A 15,116-nucleotide genomic window follows, 5' to 3' on the forward strand; every position below is an offset into this window, starting at 1 on the left:
GCTTCGGCTTCGGCTTCGGCTTCGGCTTCGGCTTCGGCTTCGGCTTCGGCTTCGGCTTCGGCTTCGGCTTCGGCTTCGGCTTCGGCTTCGGCTTCGGAAAGTGCCTCGTCTACAGGCTCTGCCGGGTCAAGAGCGGTTTCTGCCACATCAGGTTCCGAGACGTTCGTCACATCTTCGGCACCCTCATCGGTTTCGGGGGTTTCCACCGGTTCCTGATCGGATTTCTTCTTACCAGCCACCGCCACATTCCCCTTATCGATTCTAAAATCACCAGAACTACAGACCCGGCTAGGTTAATCCGCGCCTGTCTCACCCTCAACCCGCATCGCGTGTTTCACAAGCTTTTTGACGGCTTTACCCATTTTCTTCGGGGTCGGCTCTTTGGCGATCCTCAGGCGTTCATACCGCAAGGTTTTAAGGGGTTCCGCCGTTGCGTGGCTGATTGCGGCCAGCCACAGGGGCGCGGAACCGGTCCAGATATCGGCAAATTGTCGCGCCGTGCGGGGGGAAAATATCGGGGCCAGAACCGGCGCATTTCCGGTTGCCGCTTCGACCGCCTCGTCCGTTAGCGGCAACAGGCGCTGCTGATAGACCGGCAGTTCCATCGTGGTCAGCCCCGCTTCGGTCAGCCGTTCGGCAACCTCGCCCCGGCCATGCTCACCGCGCAGGTGCAGCAGCGGGCTTGGGGGTCTGAGTTGCAGCAGCGCGGCCACCAGTTCCTCGGCTGTTCCACCGACCATCTGCGCCTGCCACCCGGCCCCCTTGGCGGTGCCGGTCGTCGCCGGACCCACGCAATAGGCCGGCAGGCTGCGCGAAACCTGCAGCGACGCAGCCACATTGACCGCATTGGCCGAGGTGAAGATCAGGCCCCGCATCCCGTCGGTCAACACCTGCACGTCCAAAGGCCGGATATCCAGCAAGGGGGAATGTATCACCGTCAGCCGGGACCGGGTGCGGGTCGGCAGTTGCGCAACAAACCTCTCCGAGGCGGCGCGAGGACGGGTCATCAACAAATACAACGGGCGGCGCCTCGGCCTTGGTATTGTTTGCGTCTGCGCGGGGTGATACCCCGCTTGGCAGCGATGATGCAACGGATCAGGCCGATGGTGCAAACACTTACCGTGTTGGGGTTGGAAAGCAGCTGTGACGATACAGCCGCCGCAATCGTGCGCCAGACCGAGGGCGCGCGGGCCGACATCCTGTCCTCGGTCGTGCATGGCCAGACCGAATTGCACAGCGCCTTTGGCGGCGTGGTTCCCGAAATCGCCGCGCGGGCGCATGCGGAAAAGCTGGATGTCTGCGTGGGTCAGGCGCTGGAGGGCGCCGGTCTGGCGCTTGCCGATCTGGACGCCATCGCCGTCACCGCCGGACCGGGGCTGATCGGCGGCGTTCTGTCCGGCGTGATGTGCGCCAAAGGGTTAAGCGCCGCAACCGGGCTGCCACTGATCGGGGTGAACCACCTTGCGGGTCATGCCCTGACCCCGCGTCTGACCGACGGGATTGCGTTCCCCTACCTCATGCTGCTGGTGTCGGGCGGGCATTGCCAGTACCTGATCGCCCATGGCCCCGAGCAGTTCACCCGGCTGGGCGGCACAATCGACGACGCCCCCGGCGAGGCTTTCGACAAGACCGCCCGCCTGCTGGGTCTGCCGCAACCCGGCGGCCCATCGGTCGAGGCCGAGGCCCGTTCCGGCGATGCCAAGCGCTTCCGCTTTCCGCGACCTCTGCTGGACCGTCCCGGCTGCGATCTGTCCTTTTCCGGTCTCAAGACCGCGCTGATGCGGATGCGCGATCAGATCGTGTCGGAAAAAGGCGGGCTTACCCGGCAGGACCGCGCCGATCTGTGCGCCGGGTTCCAGCAGGCCGTGGTCGACACGCTGGCCGAAAAATCTCGGCGCGCCATTGCGCTCTATCTGCAGGAACACCCGGCTGAACCGGTGATTGCCGTGGCCGGAGGGGTCGCGGCAAATACCGCAATTCGCCATGCGTTAGAGTCTGTTTGTGACGAAACGAACACCCGGTTCACCGCCCCGCCTCTGGCCTTGTGCACCGACAACGCAGCCATGATCGCCTATGCCGGGATGGAGCGGTTTCGCACCGGCGCGCAGGACGGTCTGGACCTGACCGCCCGGCCCCGCTGGCCCCTGGACCAGACCAGCCCGGCAATGCTGGGCAGCGGCAAAAAGGGGGCCAAGGCATGAGCGTTTCGGTTCTGGGGTCCGGTGCATTTGGCACTGCCTTGGCAATTTCTCTGGCGGGCAACGGGCCGGTCACGCTTTGGGCGCGGGATGCGGATCAGGCAGCGCATATGGCCGCAACGCGCGAAAACCCGCGCCTGCCGGGTGTGGCTTTGCCGCCCGGTATCTCCGTCACTGCCGACATTGCCCTTGCCGCGCAGGCGGACAAGCTGCTGCTGGCGGTTCCGATGCAGCAATTGCGGTCTGCCCTGTCCCGGCACGCCGACACACTGGCGGGCAAAACGCTGGTCGCCTGCTGCAAGGGGATCGAGCTTTCCACCGGCATGGGTCCGGTTGCCGTCATCACCCAGACCATCCCGGACGCGCAGCCCGCCTTGCTGACCGGCCCCAGTTTCGCCGACGATATCGCCCGAGGCCTGCCAACTGCGCTGACCCTGGCCTGCGCTGACTCGAATTTGGGCGAGGCCCTGCAAGCGGAACTGACGACCGCAAATCTGCGCCTCTACCGCACCACGGATACCGCGGGTGCGGAGCTGGGCGGTGCGTTGAAGAACGTGATGGCGATCGCCAGCGGTGCCAGCATCGGCGCAGGCCTCGGCGACAGTGCCCGCGCGGCGCTGATCACACGGGGTTTCGCCGAAATGCAGCGCTTTGCCGCCCTGCGCCGGGCGCAGCCAGAAACCCTGATGGGGCTGTCCGGCCTGGGCGATCTGGTGCTGACCTGTTCGTCGGAACTGTCGCGCAACTACCGCTATGGCCTGTCGCTGGGCCGCCAGCAAAGCTTTGACGCCAGCACCACGGTCGAAGGCGTCGCCACCGCCCGCGCCACGGCGGAGATCGCCGCAGCAGAAGGTCTGGACATGCCCATCTCTACAACAGTGGCGGAACTCAGCCATGGGGCCTACAGTGTGGCTCAGGCGATTCAATCGCTGCTGGGTCGCCCGCTCAAGGAGGAATAAGATGCTGATCGCCCTGATCGCCCGTGACAAGGACGGTGCCCTGCAAACCCGGCTGGACAACCGCGCCGCTCATCTGGCCTATATCGAGGAAACTGGCGTCGTTGCACAGGCCGGTCCACTGCTGGATGGCGAGACGATGATCGGCTCGCTGATCATTCTGGACGTCGAAGACCTTGCCGCCGCGCAGGGCTGGGCCGCGAACGATCCTTATGCGCTGGCCGGGTTGTTCGCTTCGGTCGAGTTGATCCCCTGGAAACGGGTGATCGGCTGATGGCGTATTGGTTGTTCAAATCTGAACCCTCGACCTGGAGCTGGGATCAGCAGGTGGCCAAGGGTGACGCGGGCGAAGAATGGGATGGCGTGCGCAACTATCAGGCGCGCAATTTCATGCGCCAGATGCAACTGGGCGACCGGGGGTTCTTTTATCACTCACAAAAGGACAAGGCGATTGTCGGAATTGTCGAGGTCTGCGCCGAGGCGCATCCCGACAGCACCACCGATGACGACCGCTGGGACTGCGTCGACATCAAAGCGGTGCGTCCATTCACGACTCCTGTAACGCTGGACCAGATCAAGGCGGATGAGCGGCTGGCCGAAATGGTGCTGGTCCGCAACTCGCGCCTGTCGGTGCAACCTGTGACCGAGGCCGAGTGGGCGCTGATCTGCAGGCTGGGCCAGACGGACCCCGGTTGAGGCGGCGTGTGCTGACGGGCACGAATCTTCTCAAATGAATATCAAAATGTTATAAATCCTGCGGCTACGCCATGTGGGGGCATGTCGGATGCGGATTTCGCACCTGCACACCTACCTGTTGGCGTTGTCCGAGTACAAGTTGGTCCTTTTTCGAAGTTCGAGCCCATGTCTGATGTTTCAGGCAGCAATGGGGCGTTCGAAGATACCGTTGCTGCGCAAGATGCAAGAAACTGGGAAGCGCGCCTGAAAGAGGCGCGGAAGCAACGCGCCGCTGCTCTGGCCGGGGCCAATGGACACGCGCCCAGGAAACCTGTGTCTGACCCCGCCTGGGATCAATCTCCGCCATCGCCGGAACAGACCACGCTTGAAAAGATCGTCGCGGAAGAACTGCGTCCCGAGCCCGAGGTGGAGTCCAAAGAGGAACCTGTCCGGAAAGCGCCGATCCGGGTCGGATATGCGGCCCTTGCGGCGGCTGTGTTCTGCGGCGCTGCCCTGCACTGGGCGGGTGCGAAGGTCGTGAGCAACTGGAACACCGCCGAAGATGTCGCGGACGCGGGGCAAGAGGCATCTGAAGCGGCGCCCGTTGACGATTTGCCCGTTCCTTTGGCTGTCGTGTCAGCTTCGCTGTCCGACCCCGAGGCGTCGGATCCGTTGGATGTGCCGTTGGCCAGCACGCAGGACACCGCCCTTTTGCCCGAGGCCGATGCGGCCTTGGACCCCTCGCCCGCAACGGCGCAGTCTGCATCCTCTGACACGGTTCCCACCCCGCCACCCCCCGCCGAGCCGCAGCCGGACCAGATCGTCGCATTGGCGAATGCCCGGACCGTTCCGGAGCCAGCCTATTCTCGCAAACCGCCCACAGTTAGTGTTCCGGCATATTTCAGTGTTGTACCGGCGCCCCAAACACAGGACACTGTTGGGTTGCCGCCGCCTTCCCCGCAAAGCTCTGTCTCAATGGCAGCCCTCCCAACCGGCCCGAACGGCACCTCGCAAACCGATCCGACCGCGCTTGACCCGTTTCCCGGCGACAGCATGAAACCTCCCAGCCCGGCCTTTTCCGAGGTAAAGCCGCTTATACCCAAGGAACAGATCGAAGCGTTGGCAGTGTCCCTATTCGTACCGGCGAGAGTGTCCGAGGACGCCAGCAACAAGGCGCTGGCGGTTCTGACCGGAGAGCAGGCCGAAGTGGTCGCAACGGCGCGTGTGAATTTTAGGGTCAGAGAAACCCAGGTTCGGTTCTATCATCCCGACGATGCAAGGAACGCCGAACTGGCCGCAGCCGCGCTTGGCGGAATTTCCCGGGATTTCACCAACTCCGGCAGCAAAACCCGCCCCGGACATATTGAGGTTTATCTGGCGGGCAGCGGTGGCGCGGTACAAAGCAAGCCGCCCGAGAAACAGACAAGGTTCGACCGGTTCCTAGCGCGGCTTCTGAACGATGGCGGATAAGAATTTGGGAAGGCTCTGACAGTGCAGAACCTTCCCTACCCCGCGTGCTCCCTACTCACCACACGCAGATGGAATCTCTTGGTTCTGACCGTCCTGGTCATGGGGAAAAGCTAGCCGCTCCTGCGGCTTGCTTCAACCGCCAAATACGTAAACTCTGTTTCAAATTGAAATCGCCCGCCGAGGGTCCGGCGGGCGCAAACACCTCAAAGCGGGTTTAGCTGTAAACAGACTCTTTGCCGAAATGCTTGGTCAGCATGTAATAGACAACCGCGCGGTATTTGTTCCGCTCGGACATGCCATAGGTTTCCATGGCTTTGTTGATCCCTTCCATCAGCTCGGGGCCATCCGACAGGCCCAGCTTTTTGATCAGGAAGTTGTTCTTGACGGTTTCCAGTTCGCTTTCCTGGCTTGCGGCAACCGTCGCTGCATCCGCATCGTAAATAGCCGGACCACATCCGATGGTGACACTGGTCAGCAAGTCCATATCGGGGTCCATGCCGCATTTGGTCTTCAAATCATCGGCGTATTTTGCGATCAGCTCGTCGCGTTTTCCCATTAACGTCTCTCCCTACAAGCAGTTCAGGCTGCGTTCACTCAAAATCCCTGAAAAAGGTTTGGGCAGGGTAATCAGTGGGGATTTTTTAACAAAGGGAAAAATTCCGCGCATTCCCCGTAAACCCGAGACTCGCCGATATGGTGGTTGATTTTCGATGCTCTGTTATTTAACATTTGTGTTAAATTGATTGTTAAACCCCTGTCAGGAGAGTCCCATGCCCGTTTCCTTGCCCAATGAAAGCCCCGAATATCGAACCGCCCGCAACCGATTGTTGGCCGCCGAGGCCGAACTGCGCGCGCAGGTGGAACAGGTCGCTGCCCTGCGCCGTACATTGCCGCAGGGCGGGACTGTTCCGCAGGATTATGCCTTTCAGGATCCGGACGGGGGTGCCGCGCCCTTGTCGTCGCTCTTCGGGTCGCATGACACGCTGGCCATCTATTCGCTGATGTACGGGCCGGATGCCGACCAGCCCTGCCCCATGTGTTCCGCCTTTCTGGACGGGCTGAACGGGCAGGTTGCGCATATTACGCGGACCATCGCCATATCCGTGGTGGCACAAAACACGCCCGAAAAACTGCGCGCGCTCAAAACCCGGATGGGATGGCAGGACCTGCCGCTCTATTCCGCGCTGGGCACAACGTATCAGCGCGATTATCTGGCCGAGAGCGAGGATGGCAGCCAGTTGCCCATTCTGAACGTCTTTCAGAAGGACGAGGCCGGTATCCGGCATTTCTGGAGCTCCGAGCTGTTCTTTGAACCCAGCGACTGGCACCCCCGCCATGTGGATGCGGCCTGGCCGCTGTGGAACATTCTGGACCTGACCCCAAACGGGCGCGGCGATTTTTTTCCGTCCCTGCGCTAAGCCGGGCCTATCGGCAATAGCCCCAGCCGGGGCCTTGCAGGTGAAAATGGTCGGCATGCAAGCGGTTGAAATCCGGCCCCAGAACCACGCGGAACCAGTCACAAGCCCCGCGCCAGATCTGGCGCAGGAACGCGCCTTCCGGCCCGTCCGCACCCCAATCAGACAGCAGGGTCAGGCTGCGCCCATCGGCGAATTGCACCCCTTTGATGTCAATCGCATCCGCCGTGGCGTGGCTGCTCCATCCGTTGTCCTGCCCCTGCGCCGAGCGCATCCGGCGGCAATTGTAGCTGCCCACATGCTGCAATCGGGTGGCGGACGTGCCCAGCAGGTTTTGTGCCGCAGGCTGGACCACGTGATGGTCCCACATGGCCAGCCGCAATGTGGTTGTGCAGCTGGTTTCGACCGGTTCTATACGCGAAGTCACCAGCCCGGACAGCAGACCCCGGCCCGTGATACCGCAGTTTTCATCCACGACCAGATCCTCCATCGCCGCGAAGGATACACCAGCCTCGGACAAGGTGGCCCGGCACTGCGCCTCATCCGCCAGCGCCCGGTTCAGCTGAAACCGGGTGACTGGCGTGACGGGTGCGGTCACTTTCAACTCGCGCAGCGGGTTCCAATGCGATGGCACCGGTGTTTTGGGATGCGCCAGCAGCAGATACCCAGCCGACCCAATAAGACATAGAAATACAATGATCGAAAAGAAAGACGCCGCCAGATGCAGAATCCGGCGGCGTCCAGACGTTTTGGTCATACCCGACCCGCGCTTAGTAGCGGTAATGTTCCGGCTTATACGGCCCTTCGGGCTTCACGCCGATATAGGCCGCCTGTTCGCTGTCCATCTGGGTCAGCTTCACGCCGATCCGGTCCAGATGCAGGCGGGCGACTTTCTCGTCCAGATGCTTGGGCAGGATGTAGACCTCGTTGTTGTACTGATCGCCCTTGGTGAACAGCTCGATCTGTGCCAGAACCTGGTTGGTGAAGGATGCCGACATCACGAACGAGGGGTGCCCGGTGGCGTTGCCGAGGTTCAGCAGGCGACCTTCGGACAGCAGGATGATGCGGTTGCCCGAAGGCATCTCGATCATATCCACCTGTTCCTTGATGTTGGTCCATTTGTGGTTCTTCAGGCTGGCCACCTGAATTTCGTTGTCGAAATGGCCGATATTGCCGACGATGGCCATGTCCTTCATCTCGCGCATATGCTCGATGCGGATCACGTCCTTGTTGCCGGTGGTGGTAATGAAGATATCAGCGCTGGCAACTTCGTCCTCCAGCAAGGTGACTTCGAACCCGTCCATCGCCGCCTGCAGGGCGCAGATCGGGTCAACTTCGGTGACCTTCACACGGGCCCCCGCACCGCGCAAGCTGGCAGCCGAGCCTTTGCCCACGTCGCCATAGCCGCAAACCACGGCAACCTTACCAGCCATCATGGTGTCGGTGGCGCGGCGGATGCCATCGACCAGCGATTCCTTGCAGCCGTATTTGTTGTCGAACTTCGACTTGGTGACGCTGTCGTTCACGTTGATCGCCGGGAACGGCAGGTGGCCATCTTTGACCAGCTGATACAGGCGGTTCACACCGGTGGTGGTTTCCTCGGACACGCCCTGAATTTGGTCGCGCATCTTGGTGAACCAGCCCGGCGATGCCGCCATGCGCTTGGCAATCTGCTTTTTGATCACCTCTTCTTCTTCCGAACCCGGTACTGGAATGATGTCCTCACCCGCTTCGGCCCGTGCACCCAGCAGGATGTACAGCGTCGCATCGCCGCCATCGTCCAGGATCATGTTCGGGCCGTCTGCAAACAGGAAGGATTTGTCCAGGTAATCCCAATGCTCTTCCAGCGTCTGACCCTTGATGGCAAAGACCGGAATGCCCGCCTCGGCAATCGCGGCCGCCGCGTGATCCTGGGTCGAGAAGATGTTGCACGACGCCCAGCGCACATCCGCGCCCAGCGCCACCAGCGTTTCGATCAGAACAGCAGTTTGGATGGTCATGTGAAGCGAGCCGACAATGCGCGCGCCGCTCAACGGTTTGCTTTCGCCGTATTCCGCACGCAAGGCCATCAGACCCGGCATTTCGGTTTCGGCAATGTCCAGTTCCTTGCGGCCGAACCCGGCCAGCGAAATGTCTTTAACGATATAGTCCCCGGCCATCAGGTGCTCCATTCACGGCAAATCACAGTTCGGGCTGCCCCTAGCATTCCTTGGGGCAGGTGGCAATGTGAATGACCGAAAACCGGATGTTTACACAGCCAAAATCAGCTGGGCGTACCCTCGACCTTGATCTTCGGGATCGCTTGGAAAAAATCGGTGCCAACGGCGACAATACAACTAATGCCGTTCGCGTGGGTCACAAGGACGGTGTAACTTCCCGTTTCCTCCGAGGTCCAGACCTCCATGACCGACTGCGCGCCGCGTGTTTTCTGCAAACCACCGAATGCCAGCTCTTCGGAATAGCTGTCTTTCAGTTTTGTGATCACATGCTCGCGCTCTGCACAATTCTGGGCAAAGGCGGGCGGGGCGGTAGCGGCCATCCCGAAGGTCATGGCGATTGCAAAGAGACGTTTGAACATAGCATGCTCCTTTCGATCCGTGGTTCAGGTTCGAGGAGGGCACACTGGGAGGAGTATGCGCCCCCCTCAGTCCTTTATGTCGGGATCGCAGCCTGCGCATTCAAAGCACGAATGCTCAAGAAAACGTTGGCAGCGAGTGACCCAGACAGGTACATCATAGCACTAAAAATACGATTAAAATGTGTCCAACTTCACAAGGCATGGCAGAATGGCAACACAACCCCGAGCGTGGCAGAGAATGCTGTCAGGCCGCAGGCTCGATCTGCTGGACCCGACGCCGGTTGATATCGAGATCGAAGATATCGCCCACGGACTGGCCTTTGTGGCGCGCTGGAACGGGCAAACGGGCGGCGATTTCGCCTATTCCGTGGCAGAACATTCCCTGCTGGTCGAAGAACTTTTTGGCCGGATCGCGCCAAAAGCCCCGGCCAAATGGCGGCTCGCGGCTTTGTTACATGACGCGCCGGAATATGTGATCGGAGATATGATTTCGCCGGTCAAATCCGCCGTCGGGCCGGATTACGGCACGCTGGACGACCGGCTGGCGGCGGCCATCCATATCAGGTTCGGCCTGCCTGCGGAGATTCCGAAAACGGTTAAACGGCAGATAAAGAAAGCCGACAAGATCAGCGCCTGGATGGAAGCCACGCAGATCGCGGGGTTTTCCGAGGCCGAAGCCACGAAGTTCTTCGGTCGCCCTGATAAGGTGGTGATGGAGGGGTTAGGGATTACTTTGCGCCCACCGGTTGAGGTGCGGCGGGCGTATATGGAGCGGCATGAGGTGCTGATAAAACTTCTATAGAAATCCAACTTCATCTAGTGGCGGCTGTGAGCCTTTCTTTGACATTGAGAATAGGTACTCAGCGTGCGATGCACGAAGCATGGACACGAATAACTTTCTTCGAGCACAAAGAGGCCAAGCTACCAAACGGCAGCGCTGGCAAGCTGGGGCGTTAGTTGAGATTCCAATAGCTGAAAACTGTTGGGCATATGGGCAACTTGGGGAAGAGTATTTCGTCGCGGTTTTTGAAGGATATTTCTCAGAACGCCCGGCAATCGAAGATTTGATTCACCTGCCGATATTGTTCAAGTCCTTTGTCTATCGTGACGTTATTAGTAGAGGTTTTTGGCTGAAAGTTGGCCGGGTTGAGCCTCGAAGTGATGTGATGAACGAAGATTACCGTTTCAAGCAGGACAAAATTTCCGGGGCTCTTTCGCTTTATCATTCAGACTTTGCTGAGCAAGGCTGGGAACGGCCAGCGCTTCTGAGCGAGTGCCTTGAATTGGAATGCGTTGCTGTTTGGGAGGCAAGTCATGTTGAAGACCGGATCATCGCTGCGCGTATCGGCCACGAATGTAAATGGGTCAGTTCCTTGGCGATAGATGTGCCAAGAGTTCCCGCAAACCAGAACGACATTCATTGAGGATAGATGTCCGCTTGGTCCGCTTTGCAGACTAAAAGAATATCCTCTGAACAGAAGCCTGCTTCAGATCTTTGCTCGTTCAACGCTCATTACCGCGGGCTGCGCTTCGCCAAAATCCGCTGCAACGTCCGGCGGTGCATGTTCAGCCTCCGCGCGGTTTCCGAGACGTTCCGGTCGCACAGCTCATACACCCGCTGGATATGCTCCCAGCGCACGCGATCTGCGCTCATGGGGTTTTCCGGCGGCGGGGGCAACTCGTCGCCCTTGGCCAGCAGCGCGTTGGTGATGTCGGTGGCGTCGGCGGGTTTTGACAGGTAATCCGTCGCGCCGATCTTCACAGCGGCGACGGCGGTGGCAATCGCGCCGTATCCGGTCAGCACCACGACCCGGCTGTCGGGGCGCTTTTCGCGCAGCACTTCGACCACGTCCAGACCGTTGCCATCCTCAAGCCGCAGGTCCACCACGGCATAGGCAGGCGGGCGGGCGGTGGAAATGGCGCGGCCTGCGGCGACGGAACCGGCGGTTTCAACCTCGAACCCGCGCTTTTCCATGGCTTTGGCCAGACGTCTCAGAAACGGCTCATCATCATCTACCAGAAGCAGGGATTTGTCAGGGCCGATATCAAGCTGGGAACTGTCTGCCATATGTTGGGTCTTTCCGCTATTTCATGCCTTTGGCTTGAACATGAGTAATAGCAGCGCCATTTCAAACGTCAAACAGGCCGTCAAGTTACATCTGTTCAATAAAACAACCGACCTTGTCCGCCATCTGCTCGGCGGTGTCATCGCGCTTGAAGAATTCCAGAAACCCATCCTCGGGCGTGACGAGATAGGTGAAGGTGGAGTGATCCACCAGATAGTACTCGTCACTTTTGTCATGGGCCTTGTAGTAGGTCTTGTAGGCCTTGCTTGCGGCGTCGACCTGCTGGGGCGAGCCGGTCAGCGCGATCATGCGTTCGTGCAGGTTGAAGGCATAGTCGCCGATCACCTCGGGCGTGTCGCGATCCGGGTCGACCGAGATGAACAGCGGCGTGACCGACAGGCCGCGTTCGGCCAGAATGTCCACGGCCTCGGCGTTACGCGACATATCGAAGGGGCAGACATCCGGGCAGAAGGTGTAGCCGAAGTAAACCAGCGTTGGTTCGGTGATCACATCCTTGTCCGTGACGGTCTCGCCCGCGCCGTTCACCAGTTCGAAGGGCCCGCCGATGGCAGCCGTGCCGCCGGCGATCTGGCCGGTCCGGCACTGCGCGTACTTGTCGTCCGCGCCACGACCCGTCAGCAGCCACATCACCCCAAGACCCACGGCCAGAACAACGGTTGCAAGTATGGCGTAAAGGCGGGTCATGGCGCGGGTCCCAAATTTAAGGGGTTGTTGAACGTTTCGACCGGGACACCTATCAAGATGAACAGCCGATGCAACAGGACATAATAGACCGATGGCAGATTCCAACCAGAGCTTTTGGCGCGGCCAGGGACGCAGCAGCTGGATTCGGTTACGCACCCTGATCCTGCTGCGATGGGTGGCCATTATCGGCCAGTTCACCGCCATCACCGTGGCCCAGCAATATTACCATGTGCAGCTTGAACTGGTGCTGTGCTATCTGGTGATCGGTGTTTCTGTCATGGGCAACCTGACCGCCATTCTGCTGTTTCCCCAGAACAAGCGCCTGTCCGAGTTCGAAAACTTCCTGATGGTGCTGTTCGACCTGCTGCAGCTTGCGATTCTTCTGTACCTGACCGGCGGGCTGAACAACCCTTTCGCCTTGCTGCTGCTGGGGCCGGTGACAATCTCGGCCAATGTCATGAGCACCCGGTCCACCCTGATCATCGGCGGTGTCGCGATCATCGTGACCTCATTGCTGGCCGAGTTTCACCTGCCGCTGCGGACCGATATGGGCCTTGTGCTGGATATCCCCGACATCCTGCTGTTCGGAAACTGGGCCGCGATCATCATCGCCATTGTGTTCATCGGCGCGTATTCCCACCGGGTCAGTTCCGAGGTGCAATCGATGTCCGAGGCGCTCTCGGCCACTCATATGGCGCTGGCGCGCGAGCAGAAGCTGACCGATCTGGGTGGCGTCGTCGCCGCCGCCGCGCATGAGCTGGGCACACCGCTGGCGACGATCAAGCTGACCAGTTCCGAACTGATCGAGGAACTGGACGACCGGCCCGACCTGAAAGAGGATGCCGCCCTGATCCGCGAACAGGCCGACCGTTGCCGCGATATCCTGCGCGACATGGGGCGGGCCGGCAAAGACGACCTGCATCTGCGGCAAGCCCCCCTGTCCACGGTTGTTCACGAAGCGGCTGAACCTCATATCGACCGGGGCAAGATGGTCCATTTTGCCGAAGGCCCCGCACAGGACGGTGATGTGCAGCAACCCTCGATCCTGCGCAAGCCCGAGATCATTCACGGGTTGCGCAACCTGATCCAGAACGCGGTGGATTTCGCCCGCGCCAATGTCTGGGTCGAAGCGGAATGGACGCTCGAGCGGATCACCGTCACCATCATGGATGACGGGCGCGGGTATCCGCCGCATCTGATCGGGCGGATCGGCGACCCGTTCGTGCGCCGCAGACGGGCCGAGACCGATCAGCCCACCCGCCCGGAATACGAAGGCATGGGTCTGGGTCTGTTCATCGCCAAAACGCTGCTGGAACGCAGCGGGGCGGAACTGGATTTTGCCAACGGCGCCGACCCTTATCAGAGACTGTCGGACCACCCCGACCGCAAGGGCGCGATCGTCAAGGTCGCGTGGCCGCGCAATCTGATCGACGCTCAGACGGGCGACACTCCGGTACCCTCCGGCCTCAATCAGCAGATCCGGATTTGAATTAAGACGCCGTTAACCAATTGAAGGTCATAGTCCCGTCCAGTCGAAAACAGGCTAGGAGGGTTCTATGGCCGACTGGATCATTCTGGCCACGATCAGCCTGATGTCCTGCGGTCTTGCGGTGCTGTGGCTGATGCCGCGCCCGCACCGGCGCGATGAAAGCTTTGGTCTGCTGACCGCACCTTTATCTGACGATGCGGTTTTCCTGTTTGACCGCGACCGGCTGATCAGCCATTCGGACATCGCGCTGGAAGGGTTTGAATCCGTCGGCAACTGGGATGATCTGCGGCGTCTGCTGCGCCGCGACTTCCCGGCCTTTCCCGAAACCCCCGAAACCGTGCGCGATCAGGGCAGGCTTTTGGTCTCGGCCATCGATTGCACGGTCGAGCGTGAGGTGCTGTGCGAATGGATCGACGGGGTTGTGCGCGTGCGGCTATGCGCGCTGGCCAATCCCACTGCCAACACCCGGCGCGACAGCGACGACCCGACCCGGCTGGCCATGGACCGGGCCCCGTATCCGGTCTGGCTGCTGGATGATGAGGCTCAGGTCCGCTGGTGCAATGCGGCCTATGTCGGTTTGGTCCGGAAAGTGCGGGGTCAGGACGCCGATCTGACGGACCCGCTGTTTCCCGATATCCGCGACGACGCGCGGCTCAGCGAAAAAACCCGCGTCGCGGCCCAGGTTGCGGGCAGCCCTCAAAAGCTCTGGTTCGATCTGACACAGGTTCATCATCAGGGCGGTCGCCTGTTCTACGCCGTCGATATCAACGCCATTGTCGAGGCCGAGACGGCGCAGCGCAAATTTGTCCAGACCATGACCAAGACCTTTGCGCAGCTCTCGATCGGCTTGGCCATTTTCGACCGCAACCGCCAGTTGGCGCTGTTCAACCCGGCCCTGATCGACCTGACCAGCCTGCCCCCCGACTTCCTAAGCTGCCGTCCCAGCCTGTCGGGCTTTTTCGACCGGTTGCGCGATCAGAACATGATGCCCGAGCCCAAGAATTACCGAAGCTGGCGCAATCAGATGAACGACCTGCTGGAAGCGGCGGAAGACGGCAATTATCAGGAAACATGGTCCCTGCCCTCGGGCTCGGTCTATTCGGTCAGCGGCAGGCCGCACCCGGACGGGGCCGTGGCCTTTCTGTTCGAGGATATCACCGCCGAGATCACCCTGACCCGCCGGTTCCGGTCCGAGATGGATCTGATGCAATCCATCCTCGACAAGCTGGCAGACGCGATTGCCGTATTTTCGGACGATGGCTCGCTGGCGCTGACCAACTATGCCTATCAGCAGCTCTGGGGGGACACGGATGAAACCGGGTTCGCGATGGACTCGGTGATCGATGTGACACGGAAATGGCAGGACCACTGCGTCGCCACCCCCATTCTGGGTGAGATTCGGGATTTCGTGGAAATGCGCGAAGACCGCGCGGAATGGTCTGCCGAAATCCGCATGCGCAGCGGGCAGACGCTGGACTGCACGGTGACACCGATGCAGAACGGCGCAACAATCGTGCGGTTTTCCGTCGACGAAAAAACCGGGATCCAACAGGTCCCGGCCTGA

General features: G+C 60.6%; 18 protein-coding genes. 10 read left to right on the forward strand and 8 right to left on the reverse strand.

Annotation, left to right across the window (positions count from 1 at the left end; all coding sequences use genetic code 11):
- Window positions 1-239 (reverse strand): hypothetical protein (locus tag ACR0EZ_RS06365; RefSeq protein ID WP_480611815.1); only part of this gene is annotated, 239 nt, incomplete at its 3' end.
- Window positions 240-293: 54 nt separating this feature from the next.
- Complete coding sequence (locus ACR0EZ_RS06370; RefSeq protein ID WP_480611816.1) at window positions 294-1,007, reverse strand: uroporphyrinogen-III synthase; 714 nt, start codon at window positions 1,005-1,007, stop codon at window positions 294-296.
- 96 nt (window positions 1,008-1,103) lie between these two features.
- On the opposite strand from ACR0EZ_RS06370, the gene tsaD reads away from it, so the two are divergent.
- From tsaD to ACR0EZ_RS06395, 5 genes are all read left to right on the forward strand, one after another.
- Entirely contained in the window at window positions 1,104-2,201 is a 1,098-nt protein-coding gene (gene tsaD / locus ACR0EZ_RS06375; RefSeq protein ID WP_480612387.1) for a tRNA (adenosine(37)-N6)-threonylcarbamoyltransferase complex transferase subunit TsaD, read from the forward strand.
- Window positions 2,198-3,157, forward strand: a complete 960-nt coding sequence (locus tag ACR0EZ_RS06380) for an NAD(P)H-dependent glycerol-3-phosphate dehydrogenase (RefSeq protein ID WP_480611817.1) — start codon at window positions 2,198-2,200, stop codon at window positions 3,155-3,157. The genes tsaD and ACR0EZ_RS06380 overlap by 4 nt, the downstream gene beginning before the upstream one ends.
- Window position 3,158: 1 nt before the next feature.
- On the forward strand, window positions 3,159-3,428 hold the full coding sequence (locus ACR0EZ_RS06385) for a YciI family protein (protein WP_480611818.1): 270 nt from the start codon (window positions 3,159-3,161) through the stop codon (window positions 3,426-3,428).
- Window positions 3,428-3,850: an EVE domain-containing protein gene (locus ACR0EZ_RS06390; RefSeq protein ID WP_480611819.1), complete on the forward strand. Its 423-nt coding sequence runs from the start codon at window positions 3,428-3,430 to the stop codon at window positions 3,848-3,850. The genes ACR0EZ_RS06385 and ACR0EZ_RS06390 overlap by 1 nt, the downstream gene beginning before the upstream one ends.
- A gap of 165 nt (window positions 3,851-4,015) precedes the next feature.
- Window positions 4,016-5,299 (forward strand): hypothetical protein, encoded by a 1,284-nt coding sequence (locus ACR0EZ_RS06395; RefSeq protein ID WP_480611820.1) that lies wholly within the window; start codon window positions 4,016-4,018, stop codon window positions 5,297-5,299.
- A 214-nt stretch (window positions 5,300-5,513) separates the two neighbouring features.
- Here the strand turns inward: ACR0EZ_RS06395 and ACR0EZ_RS06400 are convergent, their stop codons facing one another.
- Window positions 5,514-5,855, reverse strand: coding sequence for a DUF2853 family protein (locus tag ACR0EZ_RS06400; protein WP_480611821.1), 342 nt, complete (start codon window positions 5,853-5,855; stop codon window positions 5,514-5,516).
- 214 nt (window positions 5,856-6,069) lie between these two features.
- On the opposite strand from ACR0EZ_RS06400, the gene ACR0EZ_RS06405 reads away from it, so the two are divergent.
- Window positions 6,070-6,717 (forward strand): DUF899 family protein, encoded by a 648-nt coding sequence (locus ACR0EZ_RS06405; protein WP_480611822.1) that lies wholly within the window; start codon window positions 6,070-6,072, stop codon window positions 6,715-6,717.
- A gap of 7 nt (window positions 6,718-6,724) precedes the next feature.
- Here the strand turns inward: ACR0EZ_RS06405 and ACR0EZ_RS06410 are convergent, their stop codons facing one another.
- The 3 genes from ACR0EZ_RS06410 to ACR0EZ_RS06420 form a co-directional block, all read right to left on the reverse strand.
- The gene (locus tag ACR0EZ_RS06410; RefSeq protein WP_480611823.1) at window positions 6,725-7,471 is read right to left on the reverse strand and encodes an extensin-like domain-containing protein; all 747 of its coding nucleotides are present in this window, start codon (window positions 7,469-7,471) and stop codon (window positions 6,725-6,727) included.
- A 13-nt stretch (window positions 7,472-7,484) separates the two neighbouring features.
- Complete coding sequence (gene ahcY / locus ACR0EZ_RS06415) at window positions 7,485-8,873, reverse strand: adenosylhomocysteinase (RefSeq protein WP_480612389.1); 1,389 nt, start codon at window positions 8,871-8,873, stop codon at window positions 7,485-7,487.
- A gap of 104 nt (window positions 8,874-8,977) precedes the next feature.
- Window positions 8,978-9,292: a hypothetical protein gene (locus ACR0EZ_RS06420; RefSeq protein WP_480611824.1), complete on the reverse strand. Its 315-nt coding sequence runs from the start codon at window positions 9,290-9,292 to the stop codon at window positions 8,978-8,980.
- 208 nt (window positions 9,293-9,500) lie between these two features.
- Between ACR0EZ_RS06420 and ACR0EZ_RS06425 the strand changes: the two genes are divergently transcribed.
- Both ACR0EZ_RS06425 and ACR0EZ_RS06430 read left to right on the forward strand, forming a co-directional pair.
- Entirely contained in the window at window positions 9,501-10,094 is a 594-nt protein-coding gene (locus tag ACR0EZ_RS06425; RefSeq protein ID WP_480611825.1) for an HD domain-containing protein, read from the forward strand.
- A gap of 79 nt (window positions 10,095-10,173) precedes the next feature.
- Window positions 10,174-10,716 carry a hypothetical protein gene (locus ACR0EZ_RS06430; protein WP_480611826.1) on the forward strand — a complete coding sequence of 181 codons (543 nt, stop codon included), beginning with the start codon at window positions 10,174-10,176 and terminating at the stop codon, window positions 10,714-10,716.
- An 89-nt stretch (window positions 10,717-10,805) separates the two neighbouring features.
- On the opposite strand, the gene ACR0EZ_RS06435 is transcribed toward ACR0EZ_RS06430, so the two are convergent.
- Window positions 10,806-11,360, reverse strand: a complete 555-nt coding sequence (locus ACR0EZ_RS06435; protein WP_050604676.1) for an ActR/PrrA/RegA family redox response regulator transcription factor — start codon at window positions 11,358-11,360, stop codon at window positions 10,806-10,808.
- An 85-nt stretch (window positions 11,361-11,445) separates the two neighbouring features.
- Window positions 11,446-12,063: an SCO family protein gene (locus tag ACR0EZ_RS06440; RefSeq protein ID WP_480611827.1), complete on the reverse strand. Its 618-nt coding sequence runs from the start codon at window positions 12,061-12,063 to the stop codon at window positions 11,446-11,448.
- Between the two features lie 91 nt (window positions 12,064-12,154).
- Between ACR0EZ_RS06440 and regB the strand changes: the two genes are divergently transcribed.
- Both regB and ACR0EZ_RS06450 read left to right on the forward strand, forming a co-directional pair.
- Window positions 12,155-13,552, forward strand: coding sequence for a sensor histidine kinase RegB (gene regB / locus ACR0EZ_RS06445; RefSeq protein ID WP_480611828.1), 1,398 nt, complete (start codon window positions 12,155-12,157; stop codon window positions 13,550-13,552).
- A 67-nt stretch (window positions 13,553-13,619) separates the two neighbouring features.
- On the forward strand, window positions 13,620-15,116 hold the full coding sequence (locus tag ACR0EZ_RS06450; RefSeq protein ID WP_480611829.1) for a PAS-domain containing protein: 1,497 nt from the start codon (window positions 13,620-13,622) through the stop codon (window positions 15,114-15,116).

The organism is Ruegeria sp. AK4, from assembly GCF_056541025.1.

What these genes read in the sequence shown, in the direction of transcription:
- ACR0EZ_RS06390 (WP_480611819.1), top strand. Translation starts at nt 3,428, where the DNA reads ATGGCGTATTGGTTGTTCAAATCTGAACCCTCGACCTGGAGCTGGGAT.
- ACR0EZ_RS06380 (WP_480611817.1), top strand. Translation starts at nt 2,198, where the DNA reads ATGAGCGTTTCGGTTCTGGGGTCCGGTGCATTTGGCACTGCCTTGGCA.
- ACR0EZ_RS06400 (WP_480611821.1), bottom strand. Translation starts at nt 5,855, where the DNA reads ATGGGAAAACGCGACGAGCTGATCGCAAAATACGCCGATGATTTGAAG.
- ahcY (WP_480612389.1), bottom strand. Translation starts at nt 8,873, where the DNA reads ATGGCCGGGGACTATATCGTTAAAGACATTTCGCTGGCCGGGTTCGGC.
- ACR0EZ_RS06410 (WP_480611823.1), bottom strand. Translation starts at nt 7,471, where the DNA reads ATGACCAAAACGTCTGGACGCCGCCGGATTCTGCATCTGGCGGCGTCT.
- ACR0EZ_RS06395 (WP_480611820.1), top strand. Translation starts at nt 4,016, where the DNA reads ATGTCTGATGTTTCAGGCAGCAATGGGGCGTTCGAAGATACCGTTGCT.
- tsaD (WP_480612387.1), top strand. Translation starts at nt 1,104, where the DNA reads ATGGTGCAAACACTTACCGTGTTGGGGTTGGAAAGCAGCTGTGACGAT.
- regB (WP_480611828.1), top strand. Translation starts at nt 12,155, where the DNA reads ATGGCAGATTCCAACCAGAGCTTTTGGCGCGGCCAGGGACGCAGCAGC.
- ACR0EZ_RS06430 (WP_480611826.1), top strand. Translation starts at nt 10,174, where the DNA reads ATGGACACGAATAACTTTCTTCGAGCACAAAGAGGCCAAGCTACCAAA.
- ACR0EZ_RS06370 (WP_480611816.1), bottom strand. Translation starts at nt 1,007, where the DNA reads ATGACCCGTCCTCGCGCCGCCTCGGAGAGGTTTGTTGCGCAACTGCCG.
- ACR0EZ_RS06440 (WP_480611827.1), bottom strand. Translation starts at nt 12,063, where the DNA reads ATGACCCGCCTTTACGCCATACTTGCAACCGTTGTTCTGGCCGTGGGT.
- ACR0EZ_RS06450 (WP_480611829.1), top strand. Translation starts at nt 13,620, where the DNA reads ATGGCCGACTGGATCATTCTGGCCACGATCAGCCTGATGTCCTGCGGT.
- ACR0EZ_RS06420 (WP_480611824.1), bottom strand. Translation starts at nt 9,292, where the DNA reads ATGTTCAAACGTCTCTTTGCAATCGCCATGACCTTCGGGATGGCCGCT.
- ACR0EZ_RS06405 (WP_480611822.1), top strand. Translation starts at nt 6,070, where the DNA reads ATGCCCGTTTCCTTGCCCAATGAAAGCCCCGAATATCGAACCGCCCGC.
- ACR0EZ_RS06425 (WP_480611825.1), top strand. Translation starts at nt 9,501, where the DNA reads ATGGCAACACAACCCCGAGCGTGGCAGAGAATGCTGTCAGGCCGCAGG.
- ACR0EZ_RS06435 (WP_050604676.1), bottom strand. Translation starts at nt 11,360, where the DNA reads ATGGCAGACAGTTCCCAGCTTGATATCGGCCCTGACAAATCCCTGCTT.
- ACR0EZ_RS06385 (WP_480611818.1), top strand. Translation starts at nt 3,159, where the DNA reads ATGCTGATCGCCCTGATCGCCCGTGACAAGGACGGTGCCCTGCAAACC.